Source organism: Azospira restricta (assembly GCF_016858125.1).
GTDB classification, from domain to species: domain Bacteria; phylum Pseudomonadota; class Gammaproteobacteria; order Burkholderiales; family Rhodocyclaceae; genus Proximibacter; species Proximibacter restrictus.
On the sequence record NZ_CP064781.1, the window covers coordinates 1,445,627 to 1,469,432 of the forward strand.

Consider the following 23,806-nt stretch of genomic DNA (forward strand, 5'->3'; position numbering starts at 1 on the left):
ATGAACCCGCGACCCTTTGTCCGCACGCGGCCGCTGCTCGCCCTGCTGTTCGCCCTGTTCTCCGCCGCCTGTTCGGCACCGTTGCGGCAGCCGGCGGCGACTTTTGACCGGGTGGCGCAGGAGCTGCAGGGGGCGCTCGCTTCCGGCAAGGGCGGCAATGCCGACGCCATCAACCAGGCGATGATGCCGCCGCTCGACCTGGGCGCGGCACCGCCGGCGGCTCCCGAGCACCGCTTCGACCTCGCCGTCAGCGGCGCGCCGGCAGCGCAGGTATTCATGGCGATCGTCTCCGGCACGCGCTTCTCGATGCTGGTGCCGCCCGAGGTCACCGGCACGCTGTCGCTCAACCTGAAGAACGTCACCGTGCGCGAGGCGCTGGAGACGATCCGCGACCTCTACGGCTACGACTTCACGGTCAAGGGCACGCGCATCTTCATCCAGCCGAACACGATCCAGACCCGGCTGTTCCAGATCAACTACCTGTCCAGCCGCCGCCAGGGCGTGACCGACACGCGCATCACGTCGAGCTCACCGAGCGTGATCAACCCTGGCGGCAGCTCGACCGGCGGCGGTGCCGCGCCGCAGGTGGCGCCGCAGACGCAGCAGGCGGGCGCGCCCGGGCAGCTGGGGACCTCGTCGTCGGACAGCTCGCGCGTGCAGACGCGCAGCGACGCCGACTTCTGGCGCGAGCTGGGCTCGGCGCTGACCACCATCGTCGGCACCGGCGACGGCCGCAACGTGATCCTCAATCCGCATTCCGGTGTCGTGCTGGTCAAGGCGATGCCGGCCGATCTGCGTGCCGTCGAGAACTACCTGAAGGCGACGCAGCTGGTCGTCGAGCGGCAGGTGATGCTGGAGGCGAAGATCGTCGAGGTCCAGCTCTCCGAGTCGTACCAGACCGGGGTCAACTGGTCGCACTTCGGCGGCGTCAACAACCGCTTCGCCTACGGTGCGATCGCCCCCGGCACCACGCTCGGCACCAACGGCGCGATCGTCGGCCGCGCCGGCGGCGCCGGCAGCAACGTCGCCGGCCTGTCGGATGCCGGCAGCACCACCGTCGGCATCCTGCCCGGCACCCAGGGCGCAACCTCGACCGCGAGCGGGCTGGTGTCCGGTGTCGCCGCCGCCACCACCGCCGGCAAGGGTTTCTTCGGCCTCGCGCTGCAGACCGCGAACTTCGCCGCGCTGCTCTCCTTCCTCGAGACGCAGGGCGAGACGCAGGTGCTGTCCAGCCCGCGCGTGGCGACGATCAACAACCAGAAGGCGGTGCTCAAGGTCGGCACCGACGACTACTACGTGACCAACATCAGCACGACGACGACCAGCAGCGGCACCGGCAACGTGACGACGCCGACGATCACGCTGCAGCCGTTCTTTTCCGGCGTCGCGCTCGACGTCACGCCGCAGATCGACGACGACGGCAACGTGCTGCTGCACGTGCATCCGTCCGTCACCGTCGTCCAGGAGCGCAACAAGACGATCGACCTCGGCACCCTCGGCCAGTTCAGCCTGCCGCTCGCCTCCTCGTCGATCAACGAGACCGACGCCATCGTCCGCGTCCAGGACGGCTACATCGTCGCCATCGGCGGCCTGATGAGCCAGGAGCAGGCGCGCGACAACAACGGCCTGCCCGGGCTGAGCTCGGCGCCCGGCATAGGCGCGTTGTTCGGCCAGCGCGGCAGCGCGCTGCGCAAGCGCGAACTGGTGGTGCTGATCAAGCCGACGATCATCCAGAACGAGCAGAGCTGGAAGCAGGACCTGCTCGACACCGCGGGCCGCATCGAGCAGCTCGATCCGCGCAAGCGCCTGCCGCGCCCCGAACCGCAGTGAGGCGACACCGGTGTACCTGCAGCATTTCGGGCTGAGCGAATTCCCGTTCGGCATCACGCCGGACACCAGCTTCGCCTTCTCCGCGCATTCGCACCAGGCGGCGCTGAACACGCTGCTGGTCGCGCTGCAATGCGGTGAAGGCTTCGTCAAGGTCACCGGCGAGGTCGGCACCGGCAAGACGCTGCTCTGCCGCCGCCTGCTGCAGAGCCTGGGCGAGAAGACGGTGACCGCCTACCTGCCGAACCCCAATCTGGAGCCGCAGACGCTGCTGCTGGCGCTGGCCGAGGAGTTGCGCCTCGACGGCGTCGCCGGCCTCGACCAGTTCCATCTGCTGAAGAAGATCAACCTCGGCCTGCTCGACTACGCCCGCCAGAGCCAGCGCGTCGTGCTCTGCATCGACGAGGCGCAGGCGATGCCGCTGTCGACGCTGGAGGCGCTGCGCCTGGTGTCGAACCTCGAGACCGAGAAGCGCAAGCTGCTGCAGATCGTGCTCTTCGGCCAGCCCGAGCTCGACGAGAAGCTGGCCGACCCGTCGGTGCGCCAGATCCTGCAGCGGATCAGCTTCCATCACCGCCTCACCGGCCTCGGCCGCGACGAGGTCGCGCTTTACCTGCAGCACCGCATGCGCGTCGCTGGCTACCGCGGCGAACCGATGTTCACCGGCGGCGCGGTGCGCGCGCTGCGCCGCGCGTCGCGCGGCACGCCGCGGCTGATCAACATCCTCGCGCACAAGGCGCTGCTCTCCGCCTTCGGCGAGGGGCGGCAGGTGGTCAAGCATCGCCACGTCCGCGGCGCCGCGCAGGACACCGAGGGCGCCCGGCCGGCCGGCTGGTGGTAGGAGCGACGATGAGCCTGATCAACCAGATGCTGAAGGATCTCGACGCCCGCCACGAGTCGGAGGCGCGCGGCCGCTTGCACCGCGAGGTGCGTGCGCTGCCGGCGGCGCCGCAGACGCCGCTGCCGGCGATCGCCGCCGGCGCCGTGCTGCTGCTTGTCGCTGGCGGCGGCTGGCTCGCGTTCGCGCATTTCGCCGACGGCCGCGCGCAGCCGGCGGCGGTCGTGGTGCCGCCGGTGCCGGTCGCCGCGCCGGCGCCGCTCGCCGCGGCGCCGCTGCCGCCTGTCGCCGCGGTGCCCGCCACCGATGCCCCCGCCGCCGTCGTCGCCGACGAGAACAGCGGCCTCAAGCTGGCGGCGGCGCTCGACAAGCCGCCGGCCGAGCTGCCGTCGAAGCGTCCGCCACCCCGTCCGCAGGCCGACCCGGCGCCGCCCGCCGCCGCCACGCGTGTGCCGGCGCCGGCTTCCACGCCTGCGCCGGCGGCCCGCGAAACGGTGACTTCGAAATCCGCCGCACCGGCAACACCGGCCGTCGTCGACAAGACGCCGCCGGCGAAGACCCCCGCCGAACGTGCCGACACCGACTACCGGCGTGCGGTCGCGCTCGCCGGCGGCGGGCGCGGCGGCGAAGCGGTCGACCTGCTGCTCGACGCCTTGCGCGCCGACGGCGGACACGTTGCCTCGCGCCAGCTGCTGGCCCGCCTGCTGGTCGAGCAGCGCCGGCACGACGAGGCGATGGCGATCCTTGCCGAAGGGCTGGCGGCGCAGCCGGGGCAGGTGGCGTGGGCGATGCTGCTCGCCCGGCTGCAGGCCGATCGCGGCGACTTCGCCGCCGCCTCTCGCACGCTGCAGGGTTCGCTGCCGTACGCGACCGGCAACGCCGACTACCAGGGCTTCGCCGGCTTCGTCGCGCACCGCCTCGGGCGACAGAAGGAGTCGGCCGAGTTCTACCAGGCGGCGGTGCGCGTCGCGCCGGGCGAGGGGCGCTGGTGGTTCGGGCTCGGCCTGGCGCTCGAAGCCGACCAGCGCAGCGCCGAGGCGCGCGAGGCGTTCGCCCGCGCGCGCGCAAGCGGCACGCTGAACGCCGACCTCACCGCCATCGTCGATCAGAAGCTGCGCTGACGCAGCAGGTCGAGCAACGGCGCCAGCTGCGGCGACTCCGGCAGCGCCGCTGCGAATTCCGCGCGCGCTTCCGCAATCCGCCCAGGGTAGGCCAGCATCGCCCGCCGCAGCTGCGCGCGCGCGGCCGCTTCGTCGCCGGCGAGCTGCAGCAGCGCGGCGTGGCGGAACACCGCTTCGCGGATCGGCGAGAAGCGCACGGCTTCGTCCAGCAGCGTCAGCCGGCCGCGCAACTCCTCGCTTCCGATCGGCATCAGCACTGCGAACTGCAGCGCGGCGTAGTGTTTCCACTGCGAGCGCGCATAGCTGTCGAGCAGCCATTCCTGGCGGGTCGCCGGCGGCAGCGGCGTGCCGTCGCTGCGTCGCCCCTGCGCCGCTTCCTCCAGCCGCAGGTAGTCGGCACGCAGGCCGCTCAGCGTGATCAGGCCGAGCGCGACGGCACCGAGCAGCAGCCAGCGGTGACGGGGGGCGGCGGCGAGGCGCCAGCGGGCGGCGTCGCCGAGCGCCAGCGCGATCGCGGCGATGGCCAGGAAGTGTGCGTACCACAGCGGGTACTCGAGCAGCGAATGGAGGCCGAGGACGAGCAGCAGCGCGAGCGCGAGCAAGGCCGCGTCGTCCGGGCGGCGGCACAGCGCGCCCAGCCAGGCGATTGCCGCGGCGAGCAGCGCCGCCAGCCCGGCGAGGCCGAACTCGGCGGCGATCTCGAACACCAGGTTGTGCGAATGCTCGGGGATGCCCTGGCCGGCGAGCGGGAAGCCCTCGATGCGCCGGAAGAACTCGCGCGAGTAGCTGTCGAAGCCGGCGCCGAGCAGCGGGTGGTCGGCGAAGATGGCGAGCGCCGCACGCCACAGCGTCCAGCGTACCGGGTCGTAGGAGCCGCCGGCGGCGATTCGCTGCGCCGCCGAGACCGTCGTGCCGCCGGGGTGGATGAGGCCGATCAGCGCCTGCACGCCGAGCAGCGCCGGCAGGAGCAGCAGCGCGCCGTAGCGCAGGCGGCGCCGCTGCTCGCCGGCGGCGGCGCGCGCCCAGATGAACTGCCAGGCACTCAGCGCCAGCGCATAGAGGTAGACGCTGCGCGATCCGGAGAGCAGCGAGCAGGCGAGGAGCGGCAGCAGCGCGGCGGCCAGCGCCGGCCACGGCAGGCGGCCGCGGGCGTGCAGCCACAGCGCGGCAGCGACGCCGAGCCACAGGTAGTCGGCGAAGTTGTTGGCCTGGGCGATATTGCCGATGACGCGGCCGTCGCTCGGGAAGATCCAGGGCAGGCCCAGCTGCGGCCACCACAGTTGCGCGGCGCCGCTCGCCGCGGCGAGCAGCGCGCCGGCGACGAGGCCCCAGGCCAGCACGTCGGCCAGCCCGGCGCGGCCGACGCGCAGTTCCAGCCGGCAGGCGAGCAGCATCAGCAGCAACGCCCAGACCAGGTAGAGCGAGAGCAGCACCGCCTGCTCGAAGGTGGTGCCGCCGGCGGCGACCTGCAGCCAGACCAGCGGTACGAAGGCGGCCGGCAGCAGCGCGCTGCGCGGGATCTCCCAGGCATCGTCGTCGCCGGCGAGCAGCGGCAGCAGCGCGCACAGGCCGAGGGCCGCCGCCAGCCACTCCTGGCGGAAGGTGGCGATCGGCAGGTGGTGGCGGGCGCCGAGGAAGGGCAGCGTCAGCAGCAGCGCCAGCAGCGCCAGCGCCAGTCGGTTGGAAAGCCGGATCATCGCGGGGTCGCCGCCGGAAAAGCCGTCATTCTGCCTCAAGCCGCCGGCATGCGCGCCGGCGATGCGGATCAGTCGAGCAGCGTGCGCGCGACGACGGCGACGCTGACGCGGCCGGCGCCGTGCAGCTTCAACGTGCGCGCGCATTCGTCGACGCTGGCGCCGGTGGTGGCGACGTCGTCGACCAGCAGCAGGTGGCGGCCGCCGAAGTCGGTGCCGCAGGCGAAGGCGCGGCGCAGGTTGCGGCGGCGCTGGCGCAGGCTCAGCCCTTCCTGCGGCACGGTTGCGCGCTGGCGCACGCAGGCGTCGGCAGCGAACGCAACACCGCTCAGCCGGGCGAGCGGCCGGGCGATCTCCAGCGCCTGGTTGAAGCCGCGCTCGGCCAGCCGCTGCGGATGCAGCGGCATCGGCACGACCAGGTCGGCGCCGAGATCGCGGCAGGCTGCCGCCAGCGCGTTGCCGAAATGCGCGGCGATCGCCAGCTGGTGGCCGTACTTCAGCTGTTGGATCAGGCGGTCGACCGGAAAGGCGTAGGGGTGCAGCGCCAGCAGCGCGTCGAAGTGCGGCGGGTGGCGCTGGCAACGGCCGCAGACTTCGCCGCCGGGCGCCGGCTGCGCGCAGCGCGGGCAGCGGGACGCCGGCAGCGGCGGCAGTTCGCCATGGCAGTCGGAGCACAGCAGCGCGCCGCCGGCCGGCGCGCAGCAGAGCAGGCAATCCTGCGGCAGCAGCGCGTCAACGACGCGCCGACCGATGGCGGCGGCCTTTTCGGCTAGAATTGACATTTGGACCGGCTTCGGCAATTATTCATAATTACGAGCCATACGCAGCGGTACGGAAACACCCTTCCGCCACCTCGCTGCGGCCAGTTTTTCTTCAGGTGATCCCATGAATGCTATCCCCCAGACGCAGCCGCTTTCGTCCGCTGCTCCCGCCGTTGCCGCCACGCCGTGGACCGTTGCCGAGGTCGAGGCGCTGTTCGAGATGCCGTTCATGGATCTCGTCTGGCGCGCGCAGCAGGTGCATCGCCAGCATTTCGACGCCAACGAGATTCAACGCTCGACGCTGCTCTCGGTCAAGACCGGCGGCTGCTCGGAGGACTGCGGCTACTGCTCGCAGTCGGCGCGCAACAAGGCCGAGCTCGAGCGCGAGAAGCTGATGCCGGTCGAGGAGGTCGTCGCCGCGGCGAAGAAGGCCAAGGAGAAGGGCGCCTCGCGCTTCTGCATGGGCGCCGCCTGGCGCGGCCCGAAGGACAAGGATCTCGGCCCGGTGCTGGACATGGTCAAGGCGGTCAAGGCGCTCGGCCTGCAGACCTGCGTCACCCTCGGCATGTTGAAGGAAGGCCAGGCCGAGCAGCTGGCCGAGGCCGGCCTTGACTACTACAACCACAACCTCGACACCGCCGCCGAATTCTACGGCCAGGTGATCACCACGCACACGCAGCAGGACCGCATCGACACCATCGGCGAAGTGCGCAAGGCCGGCATCAACGTCTGCTCCGGCGGCATCGTCGGCATGGGCGAGTCGCGCCGGAACCGCGCCGCGCTGATCGCGCAGCTCGCCAACCTGAATCCGGCGCCGGAGTCGGTGCCGATCAACAACCTGGTCGCGATCAAGGGCACGCCGCTGGAGAATGCCCGCGGCGTCGACAACTTCGAGTTCGTACGCACCATCGCCGCCGCACGGATCACGATGCCGACCTCGTTCGTCCGCCTGTCCGCCGGCCGCGAGGAAATGAGCGAGGAGATGCAGGCGCTGTGCTTCCTCGCCGGCGCCAACTCGATGTTCTACGGCGACAAGCTGCTGACCACCGGCAACCCCGACGTCGAACGCGACGAGCAGCTGTTCGACAAGCTCGGCCTGAAGCCGATCTGATCCCCTTGCCGATGAGCGCCGCCGACGCTGTCCGCTTCGTCGACGCGCGCCAGGTGCGGCGCGGCTTCGCCCGCGTCGCGTCGCAGTACGAGCACAGCGCCTTCCTCGCGCGCGAGGTCGACCGGCGCATGCTCGACCGCCTCGACTACGTGCGCATCGAACCGAAGCGCATCCTCGACCTCGGTTGCGCGACCGGCGCCAGCCTGACTGCGCTGCGCGAGCGCTACCGCGACGCTGCGCTGCTCGGCGCTGACTTCTGCCTGCCGATGTTGCAGGCCGGGCGTCGGCAGAAGACGCTGCTGGCGCGGCTGATGCCCTTCCTCAAGCCGCAGGCGGCGCAGCTCGTCGCCGCCGATGCCGAGCGCCTGCCGCTGAAGCCGGGCAGCCTCGGCCTGATCTGGTCGAACCTGCTGCTGCACTGGCTCGACGAGCCGCGCCCGGCCTTCCGCGAGGCGCACCGGACGCTCGAGGTCGGCGGCCTGTTCATGTTCTCCACCTTCGGCCCCGACACGCTGCGCGAGCTGGCCGCCGCCTTCGGCGACGGCGACGCGCACACGCAGCGCTTCACCGACATGCACGATCTCGGCGACATGCTGGTCGAATGCGGCTTCGCCGACCCGGTGATGGACATGGAGGTGCTGACGCTGACCTACGCCAGCGTCGACGACCTGGTGCGCGAGCTGCGTGCCGCCGGCGAGACCTGCGCGATGGCCGGCCGCCGCCGCGGGCTGGCCGGCCGCGGCGTCTGGGAGCGCGTGCGCGCGGCCTACGCGAAGCTGGCGCAGGACGGCCGCCTGCCGGCGACCTTCGAGGTGGTCTATGGCCACGCATGGAAGGGCGAGCCGAAGCAGACCGCCGACGGCCGCGCGATCGTCCGCTTCGAGCCACGCAAGAAGCCGGCATGAAGCGCGCGAAGCGGCTGAAGCCGCGCAACCCGGTCGCGGTGCAGCCGCTGCTGCAGAAGGGCGGCGCGCACGAACGCAAGGACGAGAAGAAGTCCGCGCGCGCCCGTGCCAAGGCGCGCCTGCAGCGCCGCCTGCGCGAAGAATTTACTTCCTGAAGAAACGGATCGTCTGGACCTTCGGCAGCGCCGGCCACGGGCCGTAGCGCCGGATGCGGTCCTGCGCGCGCCAGCCGAGCAGCAGCGCGAGCAGCGTCGCATAGAGGATCGGCCAGAGCAGCGCGGTCGCCTTCACCAGCCAGAAATAGTGGAATGCGGCGAGGATGCCGACCGCGTAGACGCTGCGGTGCAGCGTCTGCCAGCGCTTGCCGCCGAGCCGGCGGATGGCGGCGTTGGTCGAGGTCAGCGCCAGCGGCAACATCAGCGTCCAGGCGACGAAGCCGACCGTCGCGAATGGGCGCTTGACGACGTCTTTCGCGATGTCGTTGATATCGAAGGCATGGTCGAAGCCGATGAAGGTGAGGAAGTGCAGCGTGCCGTAGAAGAACGCGTACAGCCCGAGCATGCGGCGCAGGCGGATCAGCCAGTGCATGCCGGAGATGCTGCGCAGCGGCGTCACCGTCAGCGTCAGCAGCAGGAAGTTGAAGGTCCAGGTGCCGGTCTTCCGCTGCAGCGTCTCCACCGGGTTCGGGCCGAGGCCGTCGAAGGCGATCGCCCAGGCGAGCTGCAGCGCCGGCAACAGCGCGGCGAGGAAAAGTACGGTCTTGACCGCGGTCAGTTGGCGGTCGTTCAGCGTGCGGGGCAGCATCAGAAGAATTTTCTCAGGTCCATGCCGGCGTAGAGCTGCGCGACCTGTTCGGCGTAGCCGTTGAACGGCAGCGTCTTGCGTTTCAGGAACTCGCCGAGGCGCCGCTCGTGCGACTGGCTCCAGCGCCGGTGCGGCACGTCCGGGTTCACGTTCGAATAGAAACCGTATTCGTCGGGGCCGGCCTTCATCCACGTCGTGCGCGGCATCTCGCGCACGAAGCGGATGCGGACGATCGACTTGGCCCCCTTGAAGCCGTACTTCCACGGCACGACGAGGCGCAGCGGCGCGCCGTTCGGTTTCGGCAGTACCTCGCCGTAAAGGCCGACGGCGAAGATCGTCAGCGGGTGCATCGCCTCGTCGAGGCGCAGCCCTTCCATGTACGGCCAGTCGAGCAGCGGCAGCCGCACGTAGGGCATCTGCTCGGGGTCGGCGAGCGACCAGAACTCGACGTACTTGGCGTTGCCGGTGACCTCGACGCGCTTCATCAGCTCGCTGAACGGGAAGCCGACCCACGGCACGACCATGCTCCAGCCTTCGACGCAACGCATGCGGTAGGTGCGCTCCTCGAGCGGCGCCCATTTCAAAATGTCCTCGATGTCGAAGCGCTGCGGTTTCTTCACCTCGCCCTCGACGAGCACGCTCCACGGCCGCGGGCGCAGGCGGTAGGCGTTCTTGCCCGGACTGTCCTTGTCCGGGCCGAACTCGTAGAAGTTGCCGTAGCTGACGATCGTTTCGTACGGCGTCGGCTTTTCGTCGAGCGTCCACTGGCTGGGGCGCACGCCGGGCAGCTTCTCGCCGCGCGCCGCCGCCGGCGCGGCGAGCGCCGGAAGGCCGAGGGCGCCGGCGATCGTGCCCGCCGCCGCAGCCTGGATGAAGCGGCGGCGTCCGGCGTACAGCGCGGGATCGGTGATTTCGGACGGAAGGATGTCGGCAGGTCGGCGGATCAGCATGGCGTGGCTCGTGTGCAGAAGGGATCTGCACATTGGTCGTTCGGCAGCGGAAATGCTTACAAATTCCCGAGGGGGCGATTCAGGGATTGAGCTGGCGGTAAGCGGATTCGGCGATCGCCAGCAGCTCGGCGCGCGGCAGTTCGCCGGAGAGCGCGTAGCCGAGCCGGCCGTCGAGCCAGTAGAAGACGCCGACCTTGCCTTCCTGCGCGTAGCGGAAGGCGGTGTCGCGGTTGTCGCCGTCGCTGTTCACGTACAGCGTCAGCCGTCGGCCTCCGCGGTCCTGGTACATGAACTGCGCGACCGGTCCGCGCTCGCCCGGTAGCAGCCGGCCGCCGACCAGCTCGAAGCCCTGCGCGGCGAAATGCGGCGTCTTCAGCGGCGTGCCGAGGCGCTTCGACAGCCACTGCACGAGATGCGCCTCCTGGTCGGCGCCGACCTCGACCGGGTGGCGCACCTCCGGCGCGTAGACGACGTGCGCGATCGCCGCCTGCCGCGCCAGCGCCGGCGCGGCTGCGTCGGCATGCCGCGCGCCGTGCAGCTGGTAGCCGGCGACGACGCCGATCGCCAGCCAGCCGACCGCCGCCGCGATGCGCCAGGCGCGCGCCGGCGCTCGCCGCGCCGCGGCGTCGGCGAGGCGCGCCGGCACCGGTTCGTCGAGCACCGGGTCGAAGGCGGCGTGCAGCAGTTCCTTCTGCCGCTTCCAGGCGGTCAGGCGCGCTCCTTCGTCGGGGTGGGCGGCGAGCCAGGCTGAGACTTCGGCAGCGCGTGCCGGGTCGAGGCGGTCGTCGGCCCAGGCGTGCAGTTCGGCGTCGAGCGGGCGGTTCATTTGACGACCTTCAGGGCGGGGGCGGCGCTGCCGTCGAGCAGCTGGCGCAGCCGTTCGCGGGCGCGCGACAGCCGCGACATGACGGTGCCGACGGGAATGTCGAGGATGCGCGCAGTCTCCTCGTAGCTGCGTTCGTCGAGCGTCACCAGCAGCAGCACCGCGCGCTGCTCGACCGGCAGCGCCGCCAGTGCGGCGTCGAGGTCGCGGACCTCCAGTGCGTCGGCCTGCATTGCGCGCTGCGCCGGCTCGACCGGCAGCGCGTCGAGCGCTTCGGTGGCCTGCCGTGCCTGCGTGCGCACCTGATTGACGAAGAGGTTGTGCATGATCGTCAGCAGCCAGGCGTCGAGCTTCGAACCCCGCCGCCACAGCGACGAACGGGTGAGGGCGCGCTCCAGCGTGTCCTGCACCAGATCGTCGGCGCGGTGGCGGTCCCCGGTCAGCGCGCGCGCATAGCGGCGCAGACGCGGGAGGTGGGCGGCGAGATCGTCCAACGCGGCGCTCGGCAGCGGTCAGCGCGCGACGCGCCAGACCTTGTTGACGCCGTCGCCAGTGGCGTCGCCCGGCTTCTGGTCCTTGGCCCAGAAGTACAGCGGCTTGCCCTTGTAGGCCCACTGCTTCTTGCCGTCGTCGCGGCTGACGATGCTCCAGTCGCCGGCTGCTGTGTCGCCGTCCTGAGCGAACAGCGGCGGCCAGTTGGCGGCGCACGGACCGTTGCAGGTGCTCTTGCCGCTGCCGGCCTCGTCCTTGTCGAAGGTGTAGAGGGTCATGCCGTTGCTGCCGACGAGCATGCCTCCTTCCAGTCGCGCGGGCCGGTCGCCGCCGCCGTAGCTGCCGGCACAGGCGGAGAGAATCAGGGCGAGCGCCAGCGGCGCGGCGGCGAAAAGCGGGGAGCGGGCTGTCTTCATGATCGAGTTCCTTTCTTCCGTTGTCGGGGTGGGGTAACTCGTAAACAGCCGGCAGGGGCGTTTTATTCCATGCCGCCCGTTGGCGGCGGCATGGAGGGGTGGTCAGCCGGTGATGTAGTGCTTCAGTTGGTCGATGATGAACTGCTGCTCGCTGATCGTTTCCTTGACCAGGTCGCCGATCGAGACGACGCCGACCACCTGCTGGTTGCCGTCGAGCACCGGCAGATGGCGGAAGCGGCCCTCGGTCATCAGCGCCATGCACTCGTCGATGGTGTTCTCGGGGGTCACGTACATGACCTTGTCGGTCATGATCTCCTCGACGCGGGTGTCCTTCGACGCCTTGCCGACGAGGATGATCTTGCGCGCGTAGTCGCGCTCGGAAAAGATGCCGACCAGGCGTTCGCCGTCGAGGACGAGGACGGCGCCGACATGGTTGTCGGCCATGACCTTCAGCGCGTGGAAGACGGTGTCTTTGGGGGCGACGGCGGCCAGCGGTTGCGCCTTGCCGGCGAGGAGCTGTCTGAGCGTTTTCATTGTTCCCTCTCCTTGGTCTCTGACGGACAGGCCGGGCCGATGCGCCCGGCGTCATTGCAGTCTAGCGCCGCGGGAATTTCCGGGCAACAAAACAAAAAAGCGGCCGCAGCCGCTTTTTCGGGAGGTCTTGCGCGTCGCTCAGCGCAGGCCGGCGGCGTACTCGGCGAGGGCCTTGATCTGCTGGTCGGAAAGCTTTTCGGCGATCATGCGCATCATCTTTTCGGGATCGTTGGCGCGTTCGCCGGCCCGGAACTTCTTCAGCTGGTCCTCGGTGTATTCCGGGAACTGGCCGGCGAGGCGCGGATACTGCGCCGGCAGGCCGGCACCGCTCGGGCCGTGGCAGCCGGCACAGGCCGGGACGCCCTTGGCGAAGTCGCCCTTGCGCCACAGCTTCTGGCCTTCGGCGATCAGCTTCTCGTCCTTGGCGGCGGCCGGGGTCTGCTTCTGCTGGCTGAAGTGCGCGGCGAGGTTCTTCATGTCCTCGTCGGACAGGCCGGCAACCATGCCGCCCATGATCGGGCTGGCGCGCAGCGCTTCCTTGCCTTCCGCCGCCTTGAAGTTCGACAGCTGCTTGTAGATGTAGTCGGCGCCCAGGCCGGCGATGTTCGGGTTGGTGGCGACCGGGCTGTTGCCGTCGGCGCCGTGGCAGGCGACGCAGACGGTTTCAGCGATCACCTTGCCCTTGGCGGCGTCAGCCTTGGGGGCGGCTTGTTCAGCGGCATTCACGTTGAAAGCGGCAGCGAGCAGCACTGCCATCGCCGTGGTACGGATCATGTCCAGACTCCTTCTAGTCGGCACCGGGCCAGAGATGGGAATTAGCAAACCTGCTATTCTATAGCAATTTCGCCGTCCGGCGCCATGGGCGCCGGCTGCCGCGCCACCATGCCCCTCTTCCGCAAAGCCCAGTTCTTCACCACCGTCGCCCATCTGCGCGACCTGCCGCCGGAGTCGGTCGCCGAGGTGGCCTTTGCCGGCCGTTCGAACGCCGGCAAATCGTCGGCGATCAACACGCTGGCCGACCATACGCGGCTCGCCTTCGTCTCCAAGACGCCGGGGCGCACGCAGCACCTCAACTATTTCCAGCTGGCCGCGGGCAAGTTCCTCGTCGACCTGCCGGGTTACGGCTACGCCAAGGCGCCGGAAGAGGTGCGCGATGCCTGGGAAGGCCTGATCGGCCCCTATCTCGAAGGCCGCATGCCGCTGAAGGGCGTCGTGCTGATCATGGACAGCCGGCATCCGCTGACCGAGCTCGACGTGCAGCTGATCGAATGGTTCGCGCCGACCGGCAAGCCGATCCACATCCTGCTGACCAAGGCCGACAAGCTGACCCGGCAGCAGCAGGCGCAGACCCTGCGCGACGTGCGCGCGGCGCTGGCGGAACTGGGCGAGCAGTGCTCGGTGCAACTGTTCTCGAGCCTGAAGAAGACCGGCATCGAGGTCGCCGAGGGCGTGCTCGGCAAGTGGCTGGACCTTGCGCCCGCAGTGGCGCCGGCGGCGCCGGCGAAGCGGGTGCTGGCGCCGGGCGAGAAGCGGAACCCCGAACTGGCGGCCCGCCTGGCCGCGCGCAAGGCGGCGAAGCGGACGTCCGGAGCAAAAGAAAAAGCCCCCGGTAAAGGGGGAACCGGGGGCTAAAATGCCTTAATGTGATTAAGGCACCCGCTCAGGGAGGTAAAGCGGGAGACGGCGAACCATCTGCGTTTTGAGAGCCTGCCGTAATGAGAAAAGTTCCCGGCTCTGTGAATTTGCATTGTTTATCTGGTTTTAAAGGGAGTTTATGAGCGCTTTCGATCCTTCCGGCATCTTCCCCGCCACGCGCATGCGTCGCATGCGCCGCGACGACTTCTCGCGCCGCCTGATGCGCGAGTCGGTGCTGACCGCCGACGACTTCATCTACCCGGTGTTCGTGCTCGACGGCGAGAAGCGCGTCGAGAAGGTCGCATCGATGCCAGGCGTCGAGCGGCAGAGCCTCGACCTGCTGCTGAAGACCGCCGAGCGGGCGCTTACGCTTGGCGTGCCGGCGCTGGCGCTGTTTCCGGTCGTCGATCAGGCGTACAAGACCGAAGGCGCCGAGGAGGCCTACAATCCCGAGGGGCTGGTGCCGCGCGTCGTGCGCGCGCTGAAGAAGGAGTTTCCGGAGCTGGGCGTGATCACCGACGTCGCCCTCGACCCGTACACGATCCACGGCCAGGACGGGCTGATCGACGCCGCCGGCTACGTGCTGAACGACGAGACGCTGGCGGTGCTGGTCAAGCAGGCGCTTTGCCACGCCGAGGCCGGCGCCGACGTCGTCGCCCCGTCGGACATGATGGACGGCCGCGTCGGCGCGATCCGTTCGGCGCTGGAAGCGAAGAAGCTGATCTACACGCGCATCCTCGCCTATTCGGCGAAGTATGCGTCGGCCTTCTACGGCCCGTTCCGCGATGCCGTCGGCTCGGCCGCCAACCTCGGCAAGGGCAACAAGTACACCTACCAGATGGACCCGGCGAACAGCGACGAGGCGATCCGCGAAGTCGCGCTCGACCTGGCCGAAGGTGCCGACATGGTGATGGTCAAGCCGGGCATGCCGTATCTGGACATCGTCCGCCGCGTGAAGGACGAGCTGAAGGTGCCGACCTACGTCTACCAGGTCAGCGGCGAGTACGCGATGCTGAAGGCCGCCGCGCAGAACGGCTGGCTGAACGAGGAGGCCTGCGTGCTGGAGGCGCTGCTCGGCTTCAAGCGCGCCGGCGCCGACGGCATCCTGACCTACTTCGCGCTGGATGCGGCGGAGTGGCTGCAGCGCTGATCGCCGCTGATCGCGCAAGCGCCGCAATAACGAAAAAGGCCCGCACGAAGCGGGCCTTTTCCTTTGTCTGCGCCGGATCGCAGGGGTGGGCGTTCCGTCATTTCCGTCACCAGTAGGATCGGGCTCCTTCGCGAACCTCGGCCGGTTGGGCCTGTCGGCTGCAGCGGGTGGCTGCAGTGGTTCGCGTCGGTCAGATGGCTGCATTACAGCGGAAGACAGGTTATCTGCAAAACACTGAATAGAGATGGTTGTATCGCGATAACAGATGGCTGGCGTATCATCGGCGAATCATGGAATTGCGCCAGCTCCGCTATTTCTGCGCCATCGCCCGCTGCGGCAGCTTGTCCAAGGCCGCCGGGGACGTGTTCATTGCCCAGTCCGCTTTGAGCCACCAGCTGGCGCTGCTCGAGGAGGAACTCGGTGCCGCGCTCTTCCACCGCACGCGGCGCGGTGTCGAACCGACCGATGCGGGGCGCATCTTCCTCGCCCACGCCACGGCCATCCTGCGTCAGGTCGAGGATGCGAAGGCCAGCGTGCGCAATGTCGACGGCGAGCCGAGCGGCAAAGTCGTCTTCGGCATTCCGCACAGCGCCTCGAATGCGCTGGCGCTGCCGCTGCTGCAGGCGGTACGGCGCGAGCTGCCGAAGGTTGAACTGGAACTTACCGAGGAGCTCACTGGCAACCTCGTGCCGCAGCTGCGCAGCGGGCAGATCAGTCTCGCCGTGCTGTTCGACGACGGTACGCTGGCGGAATTCGAAAGGACGCCGTTGCTCGATGAACGGCTCTCGCTGATCGGAGCCTGCACCCTTGCCGGCCGCCCGACGAATGCGGTCTCCCTGAAGCGGGCGCTGGCGTTGCCGCTCATCCTGCCGGCGCACCCGCACGGCGTGCGGCCGATCATCGAGGACGCCGCGCGCGCCTGCGGCCTGCCGCCGCCGAACGTCGTCGCCGACATCAGCTCGGTCAGCATCCTGCGCACGATGCTGCTCGCCGGTCTCGGCTATACGCTGCTGCCGGTGATGCCGCTGCAGAACGATATCGCCGCCGGCAAACTGTGCGCCGTCCCCCTCGAGCGCCCGGCGCTGACGCGGCGGTTGATGCTGTGCGCGTCGAAACATATCCCGCTGTCCGCGGCGTCGGTTGCGGTCGCGCGTCTGGCGGTGAGACTGGTGGCAACACTGTGTGCGGAAAAAGCGTGGGACGGGGGCTTCATCGCGCAGGAACCGTCCTGAGCGGCTCCCGCGCTGCCCGACCGGGGGCGGTCCTGCGCGTGTCGCGGGGGCGGCCCGGTGCCCGGGATTCGATCGGCGGCGGATCGCGATCTTCCGGCGCACATACTTGCGCTTGACCTTGCCGTAATGGGAAGCCGCAGAGTGCAGGCTCCATTCCACCCAGGCAGGAGAAGGCCATGCTTACCCTTGAAGTGAACGACATGACCTGCGGCCACTGTGCGGGCCGGATCAGCAAGGCCGTGAAGGATCTGGACCCGGAGGCGACGGTCGCCATCGATCTCGCGCAGCGCCAGGTTTCGGTGTCGCCGGCGGAAGCGACCCCGGAAGCGATTCGGGAGGCCATCGTCGCGGCAGGATACACGCCCCGCGCGATTGCCTAAGCTGCCGTCGCTCCGAAGCCAGCGGGCGCGACGTTGGCGGGCAGGTTCGCCGCTGCGAGCGCTGAAAGCACAAGGGCCTGCCGACGGCAGGCCCTTGCGTGCAGGCCGGAAAGCGCCGTCAGGCGCTGCGGCTGGCGAGGATCGCCACGGCCAGCATCGGCCACTGCTGCGCCCACTGCGCCAGCGGTTCGCGGGCGAAGCCGGACTTGGCGTAGGCCTGCCAGCGGCCGATCGCGTAGCTGAGCAGCACGTTGGCCGGCGCGCCGACGTCGAGGTTGGCATCGACGCGGCCCTGCGTCGCAGCGACGCGCAGCGACTGCTTCAAGGCCGCCTCGATCTTGTCGAGCAGCGCGTTGATGCGCGCCTGCAGGCGTTCGTTCTCGTTGACCAGCGCCTCGCCGATCAGCACCCGGGTCATGCCGCGGTTCTTCTGCGCGAAGCGGAGCAGCAGCGCGACGATGTGCTCGACCTGGACCAGGCCGTCCTGTTCCTCGGCCTGCACCTGGTTGATCACCGAAAAGAGGCTCGACTCGATGAACTCGATGAGCCCCTCGAACATCTGTGCCTTGCTCGCGAAGTGGCGGTAGAGCGCGGCCTCCGAGCAGTCGAGCCTGGCCGCGAGGGCCGCGGTGGTGATCTTTTCCCCCTTCGGGTTTTCCAGCATCTCTGCCAGCGTCTGCAGGATCTGCAGCTTGCGTTCGCCGGGTTTCGGCATGTCCTCAGCTCCCTGTCGTTCGAATGTTGTGCGGCGGCGTTGCGCGGCCGGTGGCTGGCGGCGATTATAGCCGGCCGAGGAACGCCGGCAAGCGCGTGATGCGGGCGAGGCGCACGTCGGCGTGCGTCGAACGGCGTAAGCCGGCACTCACCCACACCGTCTTCATGCCGAGTTTCCGCGCGGTGACGAGGTTGGCAAGGCTGTCCTCGACCATCACGCACTGTTTCGCAGCCAGCCGCTCGCGCCGCAGGATGCGCAGGAAGCCGGCGACCGCCGGCTTCGGCCGGAAGCGCAGCTGCTCGATCGAATAGACGGCGGCGAATTCGCGGCGGATGCCGGTCAGGCGCAGGACTGCCTCGGTGTAGTGGCGGGGGGCGTTGGAGAAGATGATCTTGCGTCCCGGCAGGCGCTGCAGCGTCGCGCGCAGGCCGCGCTCGCAGACGAGCATTCGCTGCAGGTCGTCGAAGCGATGGGTTTCCCGCAGGAAGTGCCGCGGATCGGTGCCGTGATGGCGCATCAGGCCGGTCAGCGTCGCGCCGTAGCGATCCCAGTAGGTTTGCCGGATGCGCGTCGCCTCGCGCTCGTCCACCCCCAGGTGGCGCTCGATGTATTCGCGCATCGAGCGGTTGATGTGCGGAAAGATGTGCGGGCTGGCGTCGTGCAGCGTGTTGTCGAGGTCGAACAGCCAGGTGCGTTGCGAAGTCATCGTGCAGCTCGCGGCGGGGGCGGATGAACGAAGCGCCCCGGGCGGGGCGCTTCACGGACAGGGCGCTGTCGGGCGGCGCTCAGTGGCTCTTGATCATCGTGCCGACGCCGTGGTCGGTCAGGATTTCGAGCAGCAGCGCGTGCTCGACGCGGCCGTCGATGATGTGCACGCTCTTCACGCCGTTCTTCGCGGCGTCGAGCGCCGAGCCGATCTTCGGCAACATGCCGCCGGAGAGCGTGCCGTCGTCGACCATCTCGTCGATCTGCTTGGGCGTGATGCCGGTGATCAGCTTGCCCTTCTGGTCGAGGACGCCCGGGGTATTGGTCAACAGCACCAGCTTCTCGGCCTTCAACACCTCGGCGATCTTGCCGGCGACGACGTCGGCGTTGATGTTGTAGGTCTCGCCGTCCTTGCCGACGCCGATCGGCGCGATCACCGGGATGAAGCCGCCGGATTCGAGGTGGCCGATCAGCGACGGGTCGATCTGCGTGATGTCGCCGACCTGGCCGACGTCGATCAGATCGGCCGGGTTGTCCTTGTTCGGCAGCAGCAGCTTCTGCGCGCGGATGAAGTTGCCGTCCTTTCCGGTCAGACCGACCGCCTTGCCGCCGGCGTGGTTGATCAGGTTGACGACGTCCTTGTTGACCTGGCCGCCGAGCACCATCTCGACCACTTCCATGGTCTCGGCGTCGGTCACGCGCATGCCCTGGATGAACTCGCCCTTCTTGCCGACGCGGGCCAGCAGGTTCTCGATCTGCGGGCCGCCGCCGTGCACGACGACGACGTTCATGCCGACCAGCTTGAGGAGCACGACGTCGCGTGCGAAGCACTGCTTCAGGTGCTCGTCGGTCATCGCGTTGCCGCCGTACTTGACGACGATGGTCTTGCCGTGGAAACGCTTGATGTAGGGCAGCGCCTCGGCGAGGATCGCGGCTTCCTGGGCGGGGGTGAGCTTGTCGGCGGGCGTGGCGGTCATGGCGGTTCCTGATAATTTCGCTGGAAAAGACCGGCGGATTTTAACGCCGCCGGGGGCCGGCTCCAAATGAAAAGCCGGCGGGGCAGCCGCCGGCTTCGCGGGCGGAGCGGGCGCCGCTCAGCGCCAGACTTCCTTGCACTTGGCGATCTCGGCGTCGCTCATCACCGGCCGGATCACGCACTGACGCTCGCGTTCGCGCTTCCTCTCCTCGGCGTCCTTCTTCGCCGCCAGGCGCCGCTCCTCGGCCGCCTCGCGCTTCTTCCGGGCTTCCTCCTCGGCGGCAGCCTTCTCGGCAAGCCGGCGCTCTTCCTCGCGCAGCTTGTTCTCGGCTTCCTCGGCGGCCTTCCGCTTCGCTTCCGCTTCCGCCATCTGGCGTTTCTGCTCTTCGGGCGAAGTCGCCGCCGGTTGCTGCCGCGGTGCCGCGATCGCTGCGCCGGCGGCCATGCCCGCTGCGGCGCCGGCGGCGACCGCCGCGCCCGACGGTGGCGCCGAGCTGGAGGACGAGGAGCCGCCGACGCGGACGGTGGGCGAGAAGGACTTGCCGCTGCCGCCCTTGTCGTCCTCGTCGTCGGCTTTCCTGGTCGCCGACTTGCTGCCCGACGATGACGAGGCGCTCGCGCTCGACGACTTGCCGCCGCCGACGCGCTTGGCTTCGCTGGTGCCGGGGACGGCGGCGAGGCAGAGGCCGAGCGCGGCGAGGACTGCGAGTTGGCTGCTGATCTTCATGCTGGCGACTCCCCGGTTTGGTATCCGGCTATGATAACGCCAAGTTTCGTCCGCTGCCGAGAGGGGCGGCGGGGCGGCGGCGGCCGAAAAAAAGCCGACGCGGCAAGGCGTCGGCGCGAGGGAGGAAAGCGGCCAAGGGGCCGGCCGGCGTTCAGTCGATCGTCAGCCGCTTGCTCGCGGTCGCCGCGCGCTTGGGCAGCGTCAGTTCGAGCACGCCGTCGCTGAATTTGGCGACCGCCCGGCCGTCGTCGATGTCCTGCGCCAGCTGGAAGGAGCGGGCGACCTTGCCGAAGTAGCGTTCCGAGCGAAGTACGCGCTCGCCTTCCTTGACTTCCTTTTCCTGCTTCACTTCCGCGGTGATCGATACCTGGCCGCCGTCGATGGTGACGTGAATGTCCTCCTTCTTGACGCCCGGCAACTCGGCATGCACCTTGTAGGTATCGCCTTCCTCCTTGACGTCCATCTTGATCGACGGCGCCTGCGGCTGATTGCCCATTTCCACCGGGCGCACGAAAAAGCCGCGGAACAGATCGTCGAACGGATCGAGTCGGGTGAGATGGTTCATGATGGCCTCCACTGGGTGGTTGAACGGGTACCGCTGTCCTTTCACCCAAGATAGGGTAGCCTGCCATCATTTCAAGTCCACCACCCGTCATGGCCGATCAGCAATTTGAAGCGGAACTGAATCGCCTGCGCCCGACCTTGCTGCGTTTCGCCGTGCTGCAGTTGCGCGACGAGCAGTCGGCCGAGGACGTCGTCCAGGACACGCTGCTCGCCGCGCTGCAGGGGCGCGATCGCTTCGCCGGCCGGGCGCAGCTGAAGACCTGGCTGGTGTCGATCCTGAAGAACAAGATCGTCGACCGCATCCGTCAGCGCAGCCGCGAGGCGCCGCTGCCGGAGGCCGGCGACAGCGAGGCCGAGGACTTCGACGCGCTCTTTGCCGACGACGGCCACTGGCGGGAGCCTCCGGCGGACTGGGGCGACCCGGCGCGGGCGCTGGAGCAGGGGCGCTTCTACGAGGTCCTCGAGCTGTGCATGCGGGCGCTGCCGGAAAATCTGGCGCGCGTTTTCCTGATGCGCGAGATCCTGGAAATGGAAACCGAGGAAATCTGTAAGGAACTGCAGATCAGTTCGTCTAATTGCTGGGTGGTGCTGTACCGGGCGCGGATGCGCCTCAGGGAGTGCCTGCAGTTGCGCTGGTTCGGCGACGGAGAGCAAACGGTATGAAGACCTGCAAGGAAGTTCACCGTCTGGTGATCGAGGGGCAGGACCGGACGCTTCCGCTGTCGCACCGCATCGCTGTGCGCCTACACCTGATGATGTGCAGCGCCTGCCGCCGGTTCGAAGCGCAGATGAACCTTCTGCGCCAGGCCCTGCGGCGCTTTCCCGGCGATTAGTCCGCAATGCCGCGAAAGGCCCATGGACGACCCCTCAACGATAGAGAAGGAGTTTCACCATGAGCCAACAAACTGCCAACCGTTCCGTTTCCGCCGCTGCCCTCGCGCTTGCGCTGGGAGCTGCGCTGACCGTCGCTGCGTCGCCGGTGCTCGCCGCCGAGGCCGCCAAGGAGAAGTGCTACGGCGTCGCCATGAAGGGCAAGAACGACTGCAAGGCCGGCGCCGGCACTTCCTGCGCCGGCACGTCGATGCGCGACCACCAGGGCAACGCCTGGTCCTTCGTGCCGGCCGGGACCTGCGAGAAGACCGCTTCGCCGACCTCGCCGACCGGCTTCGGTCAGTTGAAGGAATTCAAGGAGAAGAAGGCCTGAGCGGCGGCGCTGCGGACCTCCCGCGATGTCCGACTTTTCGCCGTCGGGCCGTTCCGGGCGCGGCGCGCCGGCCTCGCTGCCGGCCGCCGCGGGCCTGGGGCTGAAGCCCGAACACTTCCGTGAGGTGCTCGCGACGCGGCCGGCGCTCGGTTTCTTCGAGATCCACGCCGAGAACTACATGGTGGCGGGCGGCCCCTTCCACCATTACCTCGGCCGCATCCGCGCCGACTATGCGCTGTCGATCCACGGCGTCGGCCTGTCGATCGGCGGCGCCGATCCGCTCGACGAGGCGCACCTCGACCGGCTGGCGGCGCTGCTCGCGCGCTACCAGCCGGAATCGTTTTCCGAGCACCTGGCCTGGTCGTCGCACGGCGGCGTCTTCTACAACGACCTGCTGCCGGCGCCCTACGACGCGGCGACGCTGGCGCGTGTCTGCGCGCACATCGACCGCGTGCAGGAACGGCTCGGGCGGCGGATGCTGCTGGAAAACCCGGCGACCTACGTCGAGTTCGCCGCCTCGGCGATGGACGAGGCCGCGTTCATCGGCGAAGTCGTCCGCCGCACCGGCTGCGGCCTCCTGCTCGACGTGAACAATGCCTACGTCGCCTGCACCAACCACGGCCGCGACGTGCATGCCTACCTGCGCGCACTGCCGCTCGCCGCGGTCGGCGAAATCCACCTCGCCGGCTTCGCGCGTGAGGCCGACAGCCTGGGCGCGCCGCTGCTGATCGACAGCCACGGGGCGCCGGTCGCCGATGCGGTGTGGGCGCTCTACGACGAGGCGCTGGCGCTGCTCGGACCGGTGGCGACGCTGCTCGAGCGCGATCGCGAGCTGCCGCCGTTCCCGATACTGCTGGCCGAGGCGCAACGGGCGGCGGCGCGCCTTGCGGCGCATTGCCCGGCAACGGAGGCGGCGGCATGAGCGCGCATACTTTCGCGGCGGCGCTGCTCGACCCGGCAGCGCCCTGCCCGCCGGGGCTGGCGGCGTGGAACGGCTCGGACGTCGCGCAGCGTTTCGCCGTCTACCGCAACAACGTCACCGTGTCGCTGGTCGAGGCGCTCGCCGATACCTTCACGGTCGTCCGCGAGCTGGTCGGCGACGCCTTCTTCCGCACGCTGGCGACGGCTTTCGTGCGCCGCTCGCCGCCGCGCTCGCCGGTGCTCGCCTGGTACGGCGGCGATTTTCCCGACTTCGTCGCCGCTTTCCCGCCGGCCGCCGGCGTGCCCTATCTCGCCGACGTCGCCCGCCTCGAATACGCCCGCGTCATCGCCTTCCACGCGGCCGACGCGACGCCGCTGCCGGCGGCGGCGTTGGCTGCCTGGCTGGAGGCACCCGAGCGGCTACCGGCGCTGCGCCTGCAGCTGCATCCGGCGCTTTCCGTGCTCGCCTCGCCGTTCGCGATCGTCTCGCTGTGGGCGGCGCACCAGGGGCTGGCGGAGATCGCCGAGGTCGATCCGTACCGGCCGCAGTGCGCACTGGTCGCGCGCAGCGATGATTCGGTCGAGATCTCGGAGATTCCTGCGCCGGCGGCACGTTTCGTCGCCGCGCTGCAGTCCGGCGCGGCGCTGGGCGAGGCCGTCGCGCAGGCGGCCGCGGATGGTACGGTGTTCGATCCGACGGCCTGCCTCGGCCTGCTGATCGGGCGGCAGCTGCTGGTCGATGCGGCCATGCCGCAACAAGGAGATTCCTGATGACTTCCCTCGCCCGGGCGTGCCGTTCGCTGCACGCCGCCAGCGCGCTGTGCACGCGCCTTCCCGATACGCTGATCGCGCTCGTTGCCCGCTTCTCGATCGCCGCTACCTTCTGGCTGTCCGGCCAGACCAAGGTGCAGGGTTTTGCCGCAAACTTCGTCAGCGGCCAGTTCGAGTTCGGCTGGCCGCGCCTCGCCGATTCGGCGATCGACCTGTTCCGCGACGAATACCGCCTGCCGCTGCTGGCGCCCGAGTTCGCCGCGCCGCTGGCGGCCTTCGCCGAGCACCTGTTCCCGCTGCTGTTGCTGCTCGGGCTGGCGACCCGCCTCTCGGCGCTGGCGCTGCTGGCGATGACGGCGGTGATCCAGGTCTTCGTCTATCCCGACGCCTACGCGCTGCACGGGACGTGGGCGGCGGTACTCCTGTTCCTCGTCGCCCGCGGCGGCGGCGCGCTGTCGCTCGATGCGCTGCTGGCGCGCCGTTGCCGGCGGCAGCAGTTCCTTGATGCGAGTTGAGGGGCGGCTGGCGAGCGGCCCGGCTTCGCCCCGGA

The 23,806-nt window shown here is 69.4% G+C and carries 30 protein-coding genes; 16 read left to right on the forward strand and 14 right to left on the reverse strand.

The features are described 5' to 3' along the window. From mshL to IWH25_RS07100, 3 genes are read left to right on the forward strand one after another with little or no spacing between them, the layout of a single operon-like run. Window positions 1-1,830 carry a pilus (MSHA type) biogenesis protein MshL gene (gene mshL / locus IWH25_RS07090; RefSeq protein ID WP_203388620.1) on the forward strand — a complete coding sequence of 610 codons (1,830 nt, stop codon included), beginning with the start codon at window positions 1-3 and terminating at the stop codon, window positions 1,828-1,830. 10 nt (window positions 1,831-1,840) lie between these two features. Then, a complete protein-coding gene (locus IWH25_RS07095) occupies window positions 1,841-2,668 on the forward strand; it encodes an ExeA family protein (RefSeq protein WP_203388621.1) in 828 nt (275 codons plus the stop codon). 8 nt (window positions 2,669-2,676) lie between these two features. Next, entirely contained in the window at window positions 2,677-3,786 is a 1,110-nt protein-coding gene (locus IWH25_RS07100; protein WP_203388622.1) for a tetratricopeptide repeat protein, read from the forward strand. Here IWH25_RS07100 and IWH25_RS07105 read toward each other — a convergent pair. Beyond that, complete coding sequence (locus tag IWH25_RS07105) at window positions 3,771-5,483, reverse strand: O-antigen ligase family protein (RefSeq protein WP_203388623.1); 1,713 nt, start codon at window positions 5,481-5,483, stop codon at window positions 3,771-3,773. The two genes, IWH25_RS07100 and IWH25_RS07105, sit on opposite strands and share 16 nt — an antisense overlap. A 68-nt stretch (window positions 5,484-5,551) precedes the next feature. Beyond that, window positions 5,552-6,262 carry a ComF family protein gene (locus IWH25_RS07110; RefSeq protein WP_203388624.1) on the reverse strand — a complete coding sequence of 237 codons (711 nt, stop codon included), beginning with the start codon at window positions 6,260-6,262 and terminating at the stop codon, window positions 5,552-5,554. A gap of 103 nt (window positions 6,263-6,365) precedes the next feature. On the opposite strand from IWH25_RS07110, the gene bioB reads away from it, so the two are divergent. The 3 genes from bioB to IWH25_RS07125 are packed head-to-tail and all read left to right on the forward strand — an operon-like array spanning window position 6,366 to window position 8,412. Beyond that, the gene (gene bioB, locus IWH25_RS07115) at window positions 6,366-7,352 is read left to right on the forward strand and encodes a biotin synthase BioB (protein ID WP_203388625.1); all 987 of its coding nucleotides are present in this window, start codon (window positions 6,366-6,368) and stop codon (window positions 7,350-7,352) included. Window positions 7,353-7,363: 11 nt separating this feature from the next. After that, entirely contained in the window at window positions 7,364-8,257 is an 894-nt protein-coding gene (gene bioC / locus IWH25_RS07120; protein WP_203388626.1) for a malonyl-ACP O-methyltransferase BioC, read from the forward strand. Then, on the forward strand, window positions 8,254-8,412 hold the full coding sequence (locus IWH25_RS07125; protein WP_203388627.1) for a hypothetical protein: 159 nt from the start codon (window positions 8,254-8,256) through the stop codon (window positions 8,410-8,412). Before bioC ends, IWH25_RS07125 begins: the two co-directional genes overlap by 4 nt. On the opposite strand, the gene IWH25_RS07130 is transcribed toward IWH25_RS07125, so the two are convergent. From IWH25_RS07130 to IWH25_RS07160, 7 genes are all read right to left on the reverse strand, one after another. Then, window positions 8,402-9,061, reverse strand: coding sequence for a protein-methionine-sulfoxide reductase heme-binding subunit MsrQ (locus IWH25_RS07130; RefSeq protein ID WP_203388628.1), 660 nt, complete (start codon window positions 9,059-9,061; stop codon window positions 8,402-8,404). The two genes, IWH25_RS07125 and IWH25_RS07130, sit on opposite strands and share 11 nt — an antisense overlap. Then, on the reverse strand, window positions 9,061-10,011 hold the full coding sequence (msrP, locus tag IWH25_RS07135; RefSeq protein WP_203388629.1) for a protein-methionine-sulfoxide reductase catalytic subunit MsrP: 951 nt from the start codon (window positions 10,009-10,011) through the stop codon (window positions 9,061-9,063). Before msrP ends, IWH25_RS07130 begins: the two co-directional genes overlap by 1 nt. Before the next feature lie 79 nt (window positions 10,012-10,090). Further along, window positions 10,091-10,837 carry an anti-sigma factor family protein gene (locus IWH25_RS07140; RefSeq protein ID WP_203388630.1) on the reverse strand — a complete coding sequence of 249 codons (747 nt, stop codon included), beginning with the start codon at window positions 10,835-10,837 and terminating at the stop codon, window positions 10,091-10,093. Next, a complete protein-coding gene (locus IWH25_RS07145) occupies window positions 10,834-11,328 on the reverse strand; it encodes an RNA polymerase sigma factor (RefSeq protein ID WP_203388631.1) in 495 nt (164 codons plus the stop codon). The genes IWH25_RS07140 and IWH25_RS07145 overlap by 4 nt, the downstream gene beginning before the upstream one ends. Before the next feature lie 18 nt (window positions 11,329-11,346). After that, window positions 11,347-11,742, reverse strand: a complete 396-nt coding sequence (locus IWH25_RS07150) for a COG4315 family predicted lipoprotein (RefSeq protein WP_203388632.1) — start codon at window positions 11,740-11,742, stop codon at window positions 11,347-11,349. 102 nt (window positions 11,743-11,844) lie between these two features. Further along, the gene (locus tag IWH25_RS07155; protein WP_203388633.1) at window positions 11,845-12,276 is read right to left on the reverse strand and encodes a CBS domain-containing protein; all 432 of its coding nucleotides are present in this window, start codon (window positions 12,274-12,276) and stop codon (window positions 11,845-11,847) included. Window positions 12,277-12,414: 138 nt separating this feature from the next. Further along, window positions 12,415-13,050, reverse strand: coding sequence for a c-type cytochrome (locus tag IWH25_RS07160; RefSeq protein ID WP_203388634.1), 636 nt, complete (start codon window positions 13,048-13,050; stop codon window positions 12,415-12,417). Between the two features lie 108 nt (window positions 13,051-13,158). Here IWH25_RS07160 and yihA point away from each other — a divergent pair, with 108 nt between their 5' ends. The 4 genes from yihA to IWH25_RS07180 all read left to right on the forward strand — a co-directional run bounded on the left by yihA (window position 13,159) and on the right by IWH25_RS07180 (window position 16,673). Further along, window positions 13,159-13,908, forward strand: coding sequence for a ribosome biogenesis GTP-binding protein YihA/YsxC (yihA, locus tag IWH25_RS07165; protein WP_203388635.1), 750 nt, complete (start codon window positions 13,159-13,161; stop codon window positions 13,906-13,908). 142 nt (window positions 13,909-14,050) lie between these two features. Further along, window positions 14,051-15,061 carry a porphobilinogen synthase gene (gene hemB / locus IWH25_RS07170; protein ID WP_203388636.1) on the forward strand — a complete coding sequence of 337 codons (1,011 nt, stop codon included), beginning with the start codon at window positions 14,051-14,053 and terminating at the stop codon, window positions 15,059-15,061. A gap of 290 nt (window positions 15,062-15,351) precedes the next feature. Next, window positions 15,352-16,293 carry a LysR family transcriptional regulator gene (locus IWH25_RS07175; protein WP_203388637.1) on the forward strand — a complete coding sequence of 314 codons (942 nt, stop codon included), beginning with the start codon at window positions 15,352-15,354 and terminating at the stop codon, window positions 16,291-16,293. Window positions 16,294-16,469: 176 nt separating this feature from the next. Then, window positions 16,470-16,673 carry a heavy-metal-associated domain-containing protein gene (locus IWH25_RS07180; protein WP_203388638.1) on the forward strand — a complete coding sequence of 68 codons (204 nt, stop codon included), beginning with the start codon at window positions 16,470-16,472 and terminating at the stop codon, window positions 16,671-16,673. Window positions 16,674-16,791: 118 nt separating this feature from the next. Here the strand turns inward: IWH25_RS07180 and slmA are convergent, their stop codons facing one another. The 5 genes from slmA to IWH25_RS07205 all read right to left on the reverse strand — a co-directional run bounded on the left by slmA (window position 16,792) and on the right by IWH25_RS07205 (window position 20,361). Next, the gene (gene slmA, locus IWH25_RS07185) at window positions 16,792-17,388 is read right to left on the reverse strand and encodes a nucleoid occlusion factor SlmA (protein ID WP_203388639.1); all 597 of its coding nucleotides are present in this window, start codon (window positions 17,386-17,388) and stop codon (window positions 16,792-16,794) included. 64 nt (window positions 17,389-17,452) lie between these two features. Next, window positions 17,453-18,094: a pyrimidine 5'-nucleotidase gene (locus IWH25_RS07190; RefSeq protein WP_203388640.1), complete on the reverse strand. Its 642-nt coding sequence runs from the start codon at window positions 18,092-18,094 to the stop codon at window positions 17,453-17,455. 79 nt (window positions 18,095-18,173) lie between these two features. After that, on the reverse strand, window positions 18,174-19,070 hold the full coding sequence (gene argB / locus IWH25_RS07195) for an acetylglutamate kinase (protein WP_203388641.1): 897 nt from the start codon (window positions 19,068-19,070) through the stop codon (window positions 18,174-18,176). 117 nt (window positions 19,071-19,187) lie between these two features. Continuing rightward, window positions 19,188-19,796, reverse strand: coding sequence for a hypothetical protein (locus IWH25_RS07200; protein WP_203388642.1), 609 nt, complete (start codon window positions 19,794-19,796; stop codon window positions 19,188-19,190). A gap of 151 nt (window positions 19,797-19,947) precedes the next feature. Then, on the reverse strand, window positions 19,948-20,361 hold the full coding sequence (locus IWH25_RS07205) for an Hsp20/alpha crystallin family protein (protein WP_203388643.1): 414 nt from the start codon (window positions 20,359-20,361) through the stop codon (window positions 19,948-19,950). A gap of 89 nt (window positions 20,362-20,450) precedes the next feature. Here IWH25_RS07205 and IWH25_RS07210 point away from each other — a divergent pair, with 89 nt between their 5' ends. From IWH25_RS07210 to IWH25_RS07235, 6 genes are read left to right on the forward strand one after another with little or no spacing between them, the layout of a single operon-like run. After that, on the forward strand, window positions 20,451-21,023 hold the full coding sequence (locus tag IWH25_RS07210; protein WP_203388644.1) for a sigma-70 family RNA polymerase sigma factor: 573 nt from the start codon (window positions 20,451-20,453) through the stop codon (window positions 21,021-21,023). Beyond that, a complete protein-coding gene (locus IWH25_RS07215) occupies window positions 21,020-21,193 on the forward strand; it encodes a zf-HC2 domain-containing protein (protein WP_203388645.1) in 174 nt (57 codons plus the stop codon). Before IWH25_RS07210 ends, IWH25_RS07215 begins: the two co-directional genes overlap by 4 nt. A gap of 59 nt (window positions 21,194-21,252) precedes the next feature. After that, window positions 21,253-21,564, forward strand: a complete 312-nt coding sequence (locus IWH25_RS07220; RefSeq protein WP_203388646.1) for a BufA1 family periplasmic bufferin-type metallophore — start codon at window positions 21,253-21,255, stop codon at window positions 21,562-21,564. Between the two features lie 25 nt (window positions 21,565-21,589). After that, entirely contained in the window at window positions 21,590-22,486 is an 897-nt protein-coding gene (gene bufB, locus IWH25_RS07225; protein WP_203388647.1) for an MNIO family bufferin maturase, read from the forward strand. Then, window positions 22,483-23,256: an HvfC/BufC N-terminal domain-containing protein gene (locus IWH25_RS07230; RefSeq protein ID WP_203388648.1), complete on the forward strand. Its 774-nt coding sequence runs from the start codon at window positions 22,483-22,485 to the stop codon at window positions 23,254-23,256. The genes bufB and IWH25_RS07230 overlap by 4 nt, the downstream gene beginning before the upstream one ends. Then, complete coding sequence (locus IWH25_RS07235; RefSeq protein ID WP_203388649.1) at window positions 23,256-23,771, forward strand: DoxX family protein; 516 nt, start codon at window positions 23,256-23,258, stop codon at window positions 23,769-23,771. Before IWH25_RS07230 ends, IWH25_RS07235 begins: the two co-directional genes overlap by 1 nt. The last annotated feature ends 35 nt before the right edge of the window (window positions 23,772-23,806 follow it).

Excerpts from the sequence above, each read along its gene's own strand:
- IWH25_RS07200 (WP_203388642.1), bottom strand. The coding sequence starts at position 19,796 with ATGAAGATCAGCAGCCAACTCGCAGTCCTCGCCGCGCTCGGCCTCTGC.
- IWH25_RS07130 (WP_203388628.1), bottom strand. The coding sequence starts at position 9,061 with ATGCTGCCCCGCACGCTGAACGACCGCCAACTGACCGCGGTCAAGACC.
- bioC (WP_203388626.1), top strand. The coding sequence starts at position 7,364 with ATGAGCGCCGCCGACGCTGTCCGCTTCGTCGACGCGCGCCAGGTGCGG.
- IWH25_RS07215 (WP_203388645.1), top strand. The coding sequence starts at position 21,020 with ATGAAGACCTGCAAGGAAGTTCACCGTCTGGTGATCGAGGGGCAGGAC.
- IWH25_RS07160 (WP_203388634.1), bottom strand. The coding sequence starts at position 13,050 with ATGATCCGTACCACGGCGATGGCAGTGCTGCTCGCTGCCGCTTTCAAC.
- IWH25_RS07205 (WP_203388643.1), bottom strand. The coding sequence starts at position 20,361 with ATGAACCATCTCACCCGACTCGATCCGTTCGACGATCTGTTCCGCGGC.
- IWH25_RS07220 (WP_203388646.1), top strand. The coding sequence starts at position 21,253 with ATGAGCCAACAAACTGCCAACCGTTCCGTTTCCGCCGCTGCCCTCGCG.
- IWH25_RS07110 (WP_203388624.1), bottom strand. The coding sequence starts at position 6,262 with ATGTCAATTCTAGCCGAAAAGGCCGCCGCCATCGGTCGGCGCGTCGTT.
- IWH25_RS07235 (WP_203388649.1), top strand. The coding sequence starts at position 23,256 with ATGACTTCCCTCGCCCGGGCGTGCCGTTCGCTGCACGCCGCCAGCGCG.
- IWH25_RS07175 (WP_203388637.1), top strand. The coding sequence starts at position 15,352 with ATGGAATTGCGCCAGCTCCGCTATTTCTGCGCCATCGCCCGCTGCGGC.
- IWH25_RS07100 (WP_203388622.1), top strand. The coding sequence starts at position 2,677 with ATGAGCCTGATCAACCAGATGCTGAAGGATCTCGACGCCCGCCACGAG.
- IWH25_RS07125 (WP_203388627.1), top strand. The coding sequence starts at position 8,254 with ATGAAGCGCGCGAAGCGGCTGAAGCCGCGCAACCCGGTCGCGGTGCAG.
- hemB (WP_203388636.1), top strand. The coding sequence starts at position 14,051 with ATGAGCGCTTTCGATCCTTCCGGCATCTTCCCCGCCACGCGCATGCGT.
- msrP (WP_203388629.1), bottom strand. The coding sequence starts at position 10,011 with ATGCTGATCCGCCGACCTGCCGACATCCTTCCGTCCGAAATCACCGAT.
- bufB (WP_203388647.1), top strand. The coding sequence starts at position 21,590 with ATGTCCGACTTTTCGCCGTCGGGCCGTTCCGGGCGCGGCGCGCCGGCC.
- IWH25_RS07230 (WP_203388648.1), top strand. The coding sequence starts at position 22,483 with ATGAGCGCGCATACTTTCGCGGCGGCGCTGCTCGACCCGGCAGCGCCC.
- IWH25_RS07155 (WP_203388633.1), bottom strand. The coding sequence starts at position 12,276 with ATGAAAACGCTCAGACAGCTCCTCGCCGGCAAGGCGCAACCGCTGGCC.
- IWH25_RS07210 (WP_203388644.1), top strand. The coding sequence starts at position 20,451 with ATGGCCGATCAGCAATTTGAAGCGGAACTGAATCGCCTGCGCCCGACC.
- mshL (WP_203388620.1), top strand. The coding sequence starts at position 1 with ATGAACCCGCGACCCTTTGTCCGCACGCGGCCGCTGCTCGCCCTGCTG.
- slmA (WP_203388639.1), bottom strand. The coding sequence starts at position 17,388 with ATGCCGAAACCCGGCGAACGCAAGCTGCAGATCCTGCAGACGCTGGCA.
- bioB (WP_203388625.1), top strand. The coding sequence starts at position 6,366 with ATGAATGCTATCCCCCAGACGCAGCCGCTTTCGTCCGCTGCTCCCGCC.
- IWH25_RS07180 (WP_203388638.1), top strand. The coding sequence starts at position 16,470 with ATGCTTACCCTTGAAGTGAACGACATGACCTGCGGCCACTGTGCGGGC.
- yihA (WP_203388635.1), top strand. The coding sequence starts at position 13,159 with ATGCCCCTCTTCCGCAAAGCCCAGTTCTTCACCACCGTCGCCCATCTG.
- argB (WP_203388641.1), bottom strand. The coding sequence starts at position 19,070 with ATGACCGCCACGCCCGCCGACAAGCTCACCCCCGCCCAGGAAGCCGCG.
- IWH25_RS07105 (WP_203388623.1), bottom strand. The coding sequence starts at position 5,483 with ATGATCCGGCTTTCCAACCGACTGGCGCTGGCGCTGCTGGCGCTGCTG.
- IWH25_RS07140 (WP_203388630.1), bottom strand. The coding sequence starts at position 10,837 with ATGAACCGCCCGCTCGACGCCGAACTGCACGCCTGGGCCGACGACCGC.
- IWH25_RS07150 (WP_203388632.1), bottom strand. The coding sequence starts at position 11,742 with ATGAAGACAGCCCGCTCCCCGCTTTTCGCCGCCGCGCCGCTGGCGCTC.
- IWH25_RS07190 (WP_203388640.1), bottom strand. The coding sequence starts at position 18,094 with ATGACTTCGCAACGCACCTGGCTGTTCGACCTCGACAACACGCTGCAC.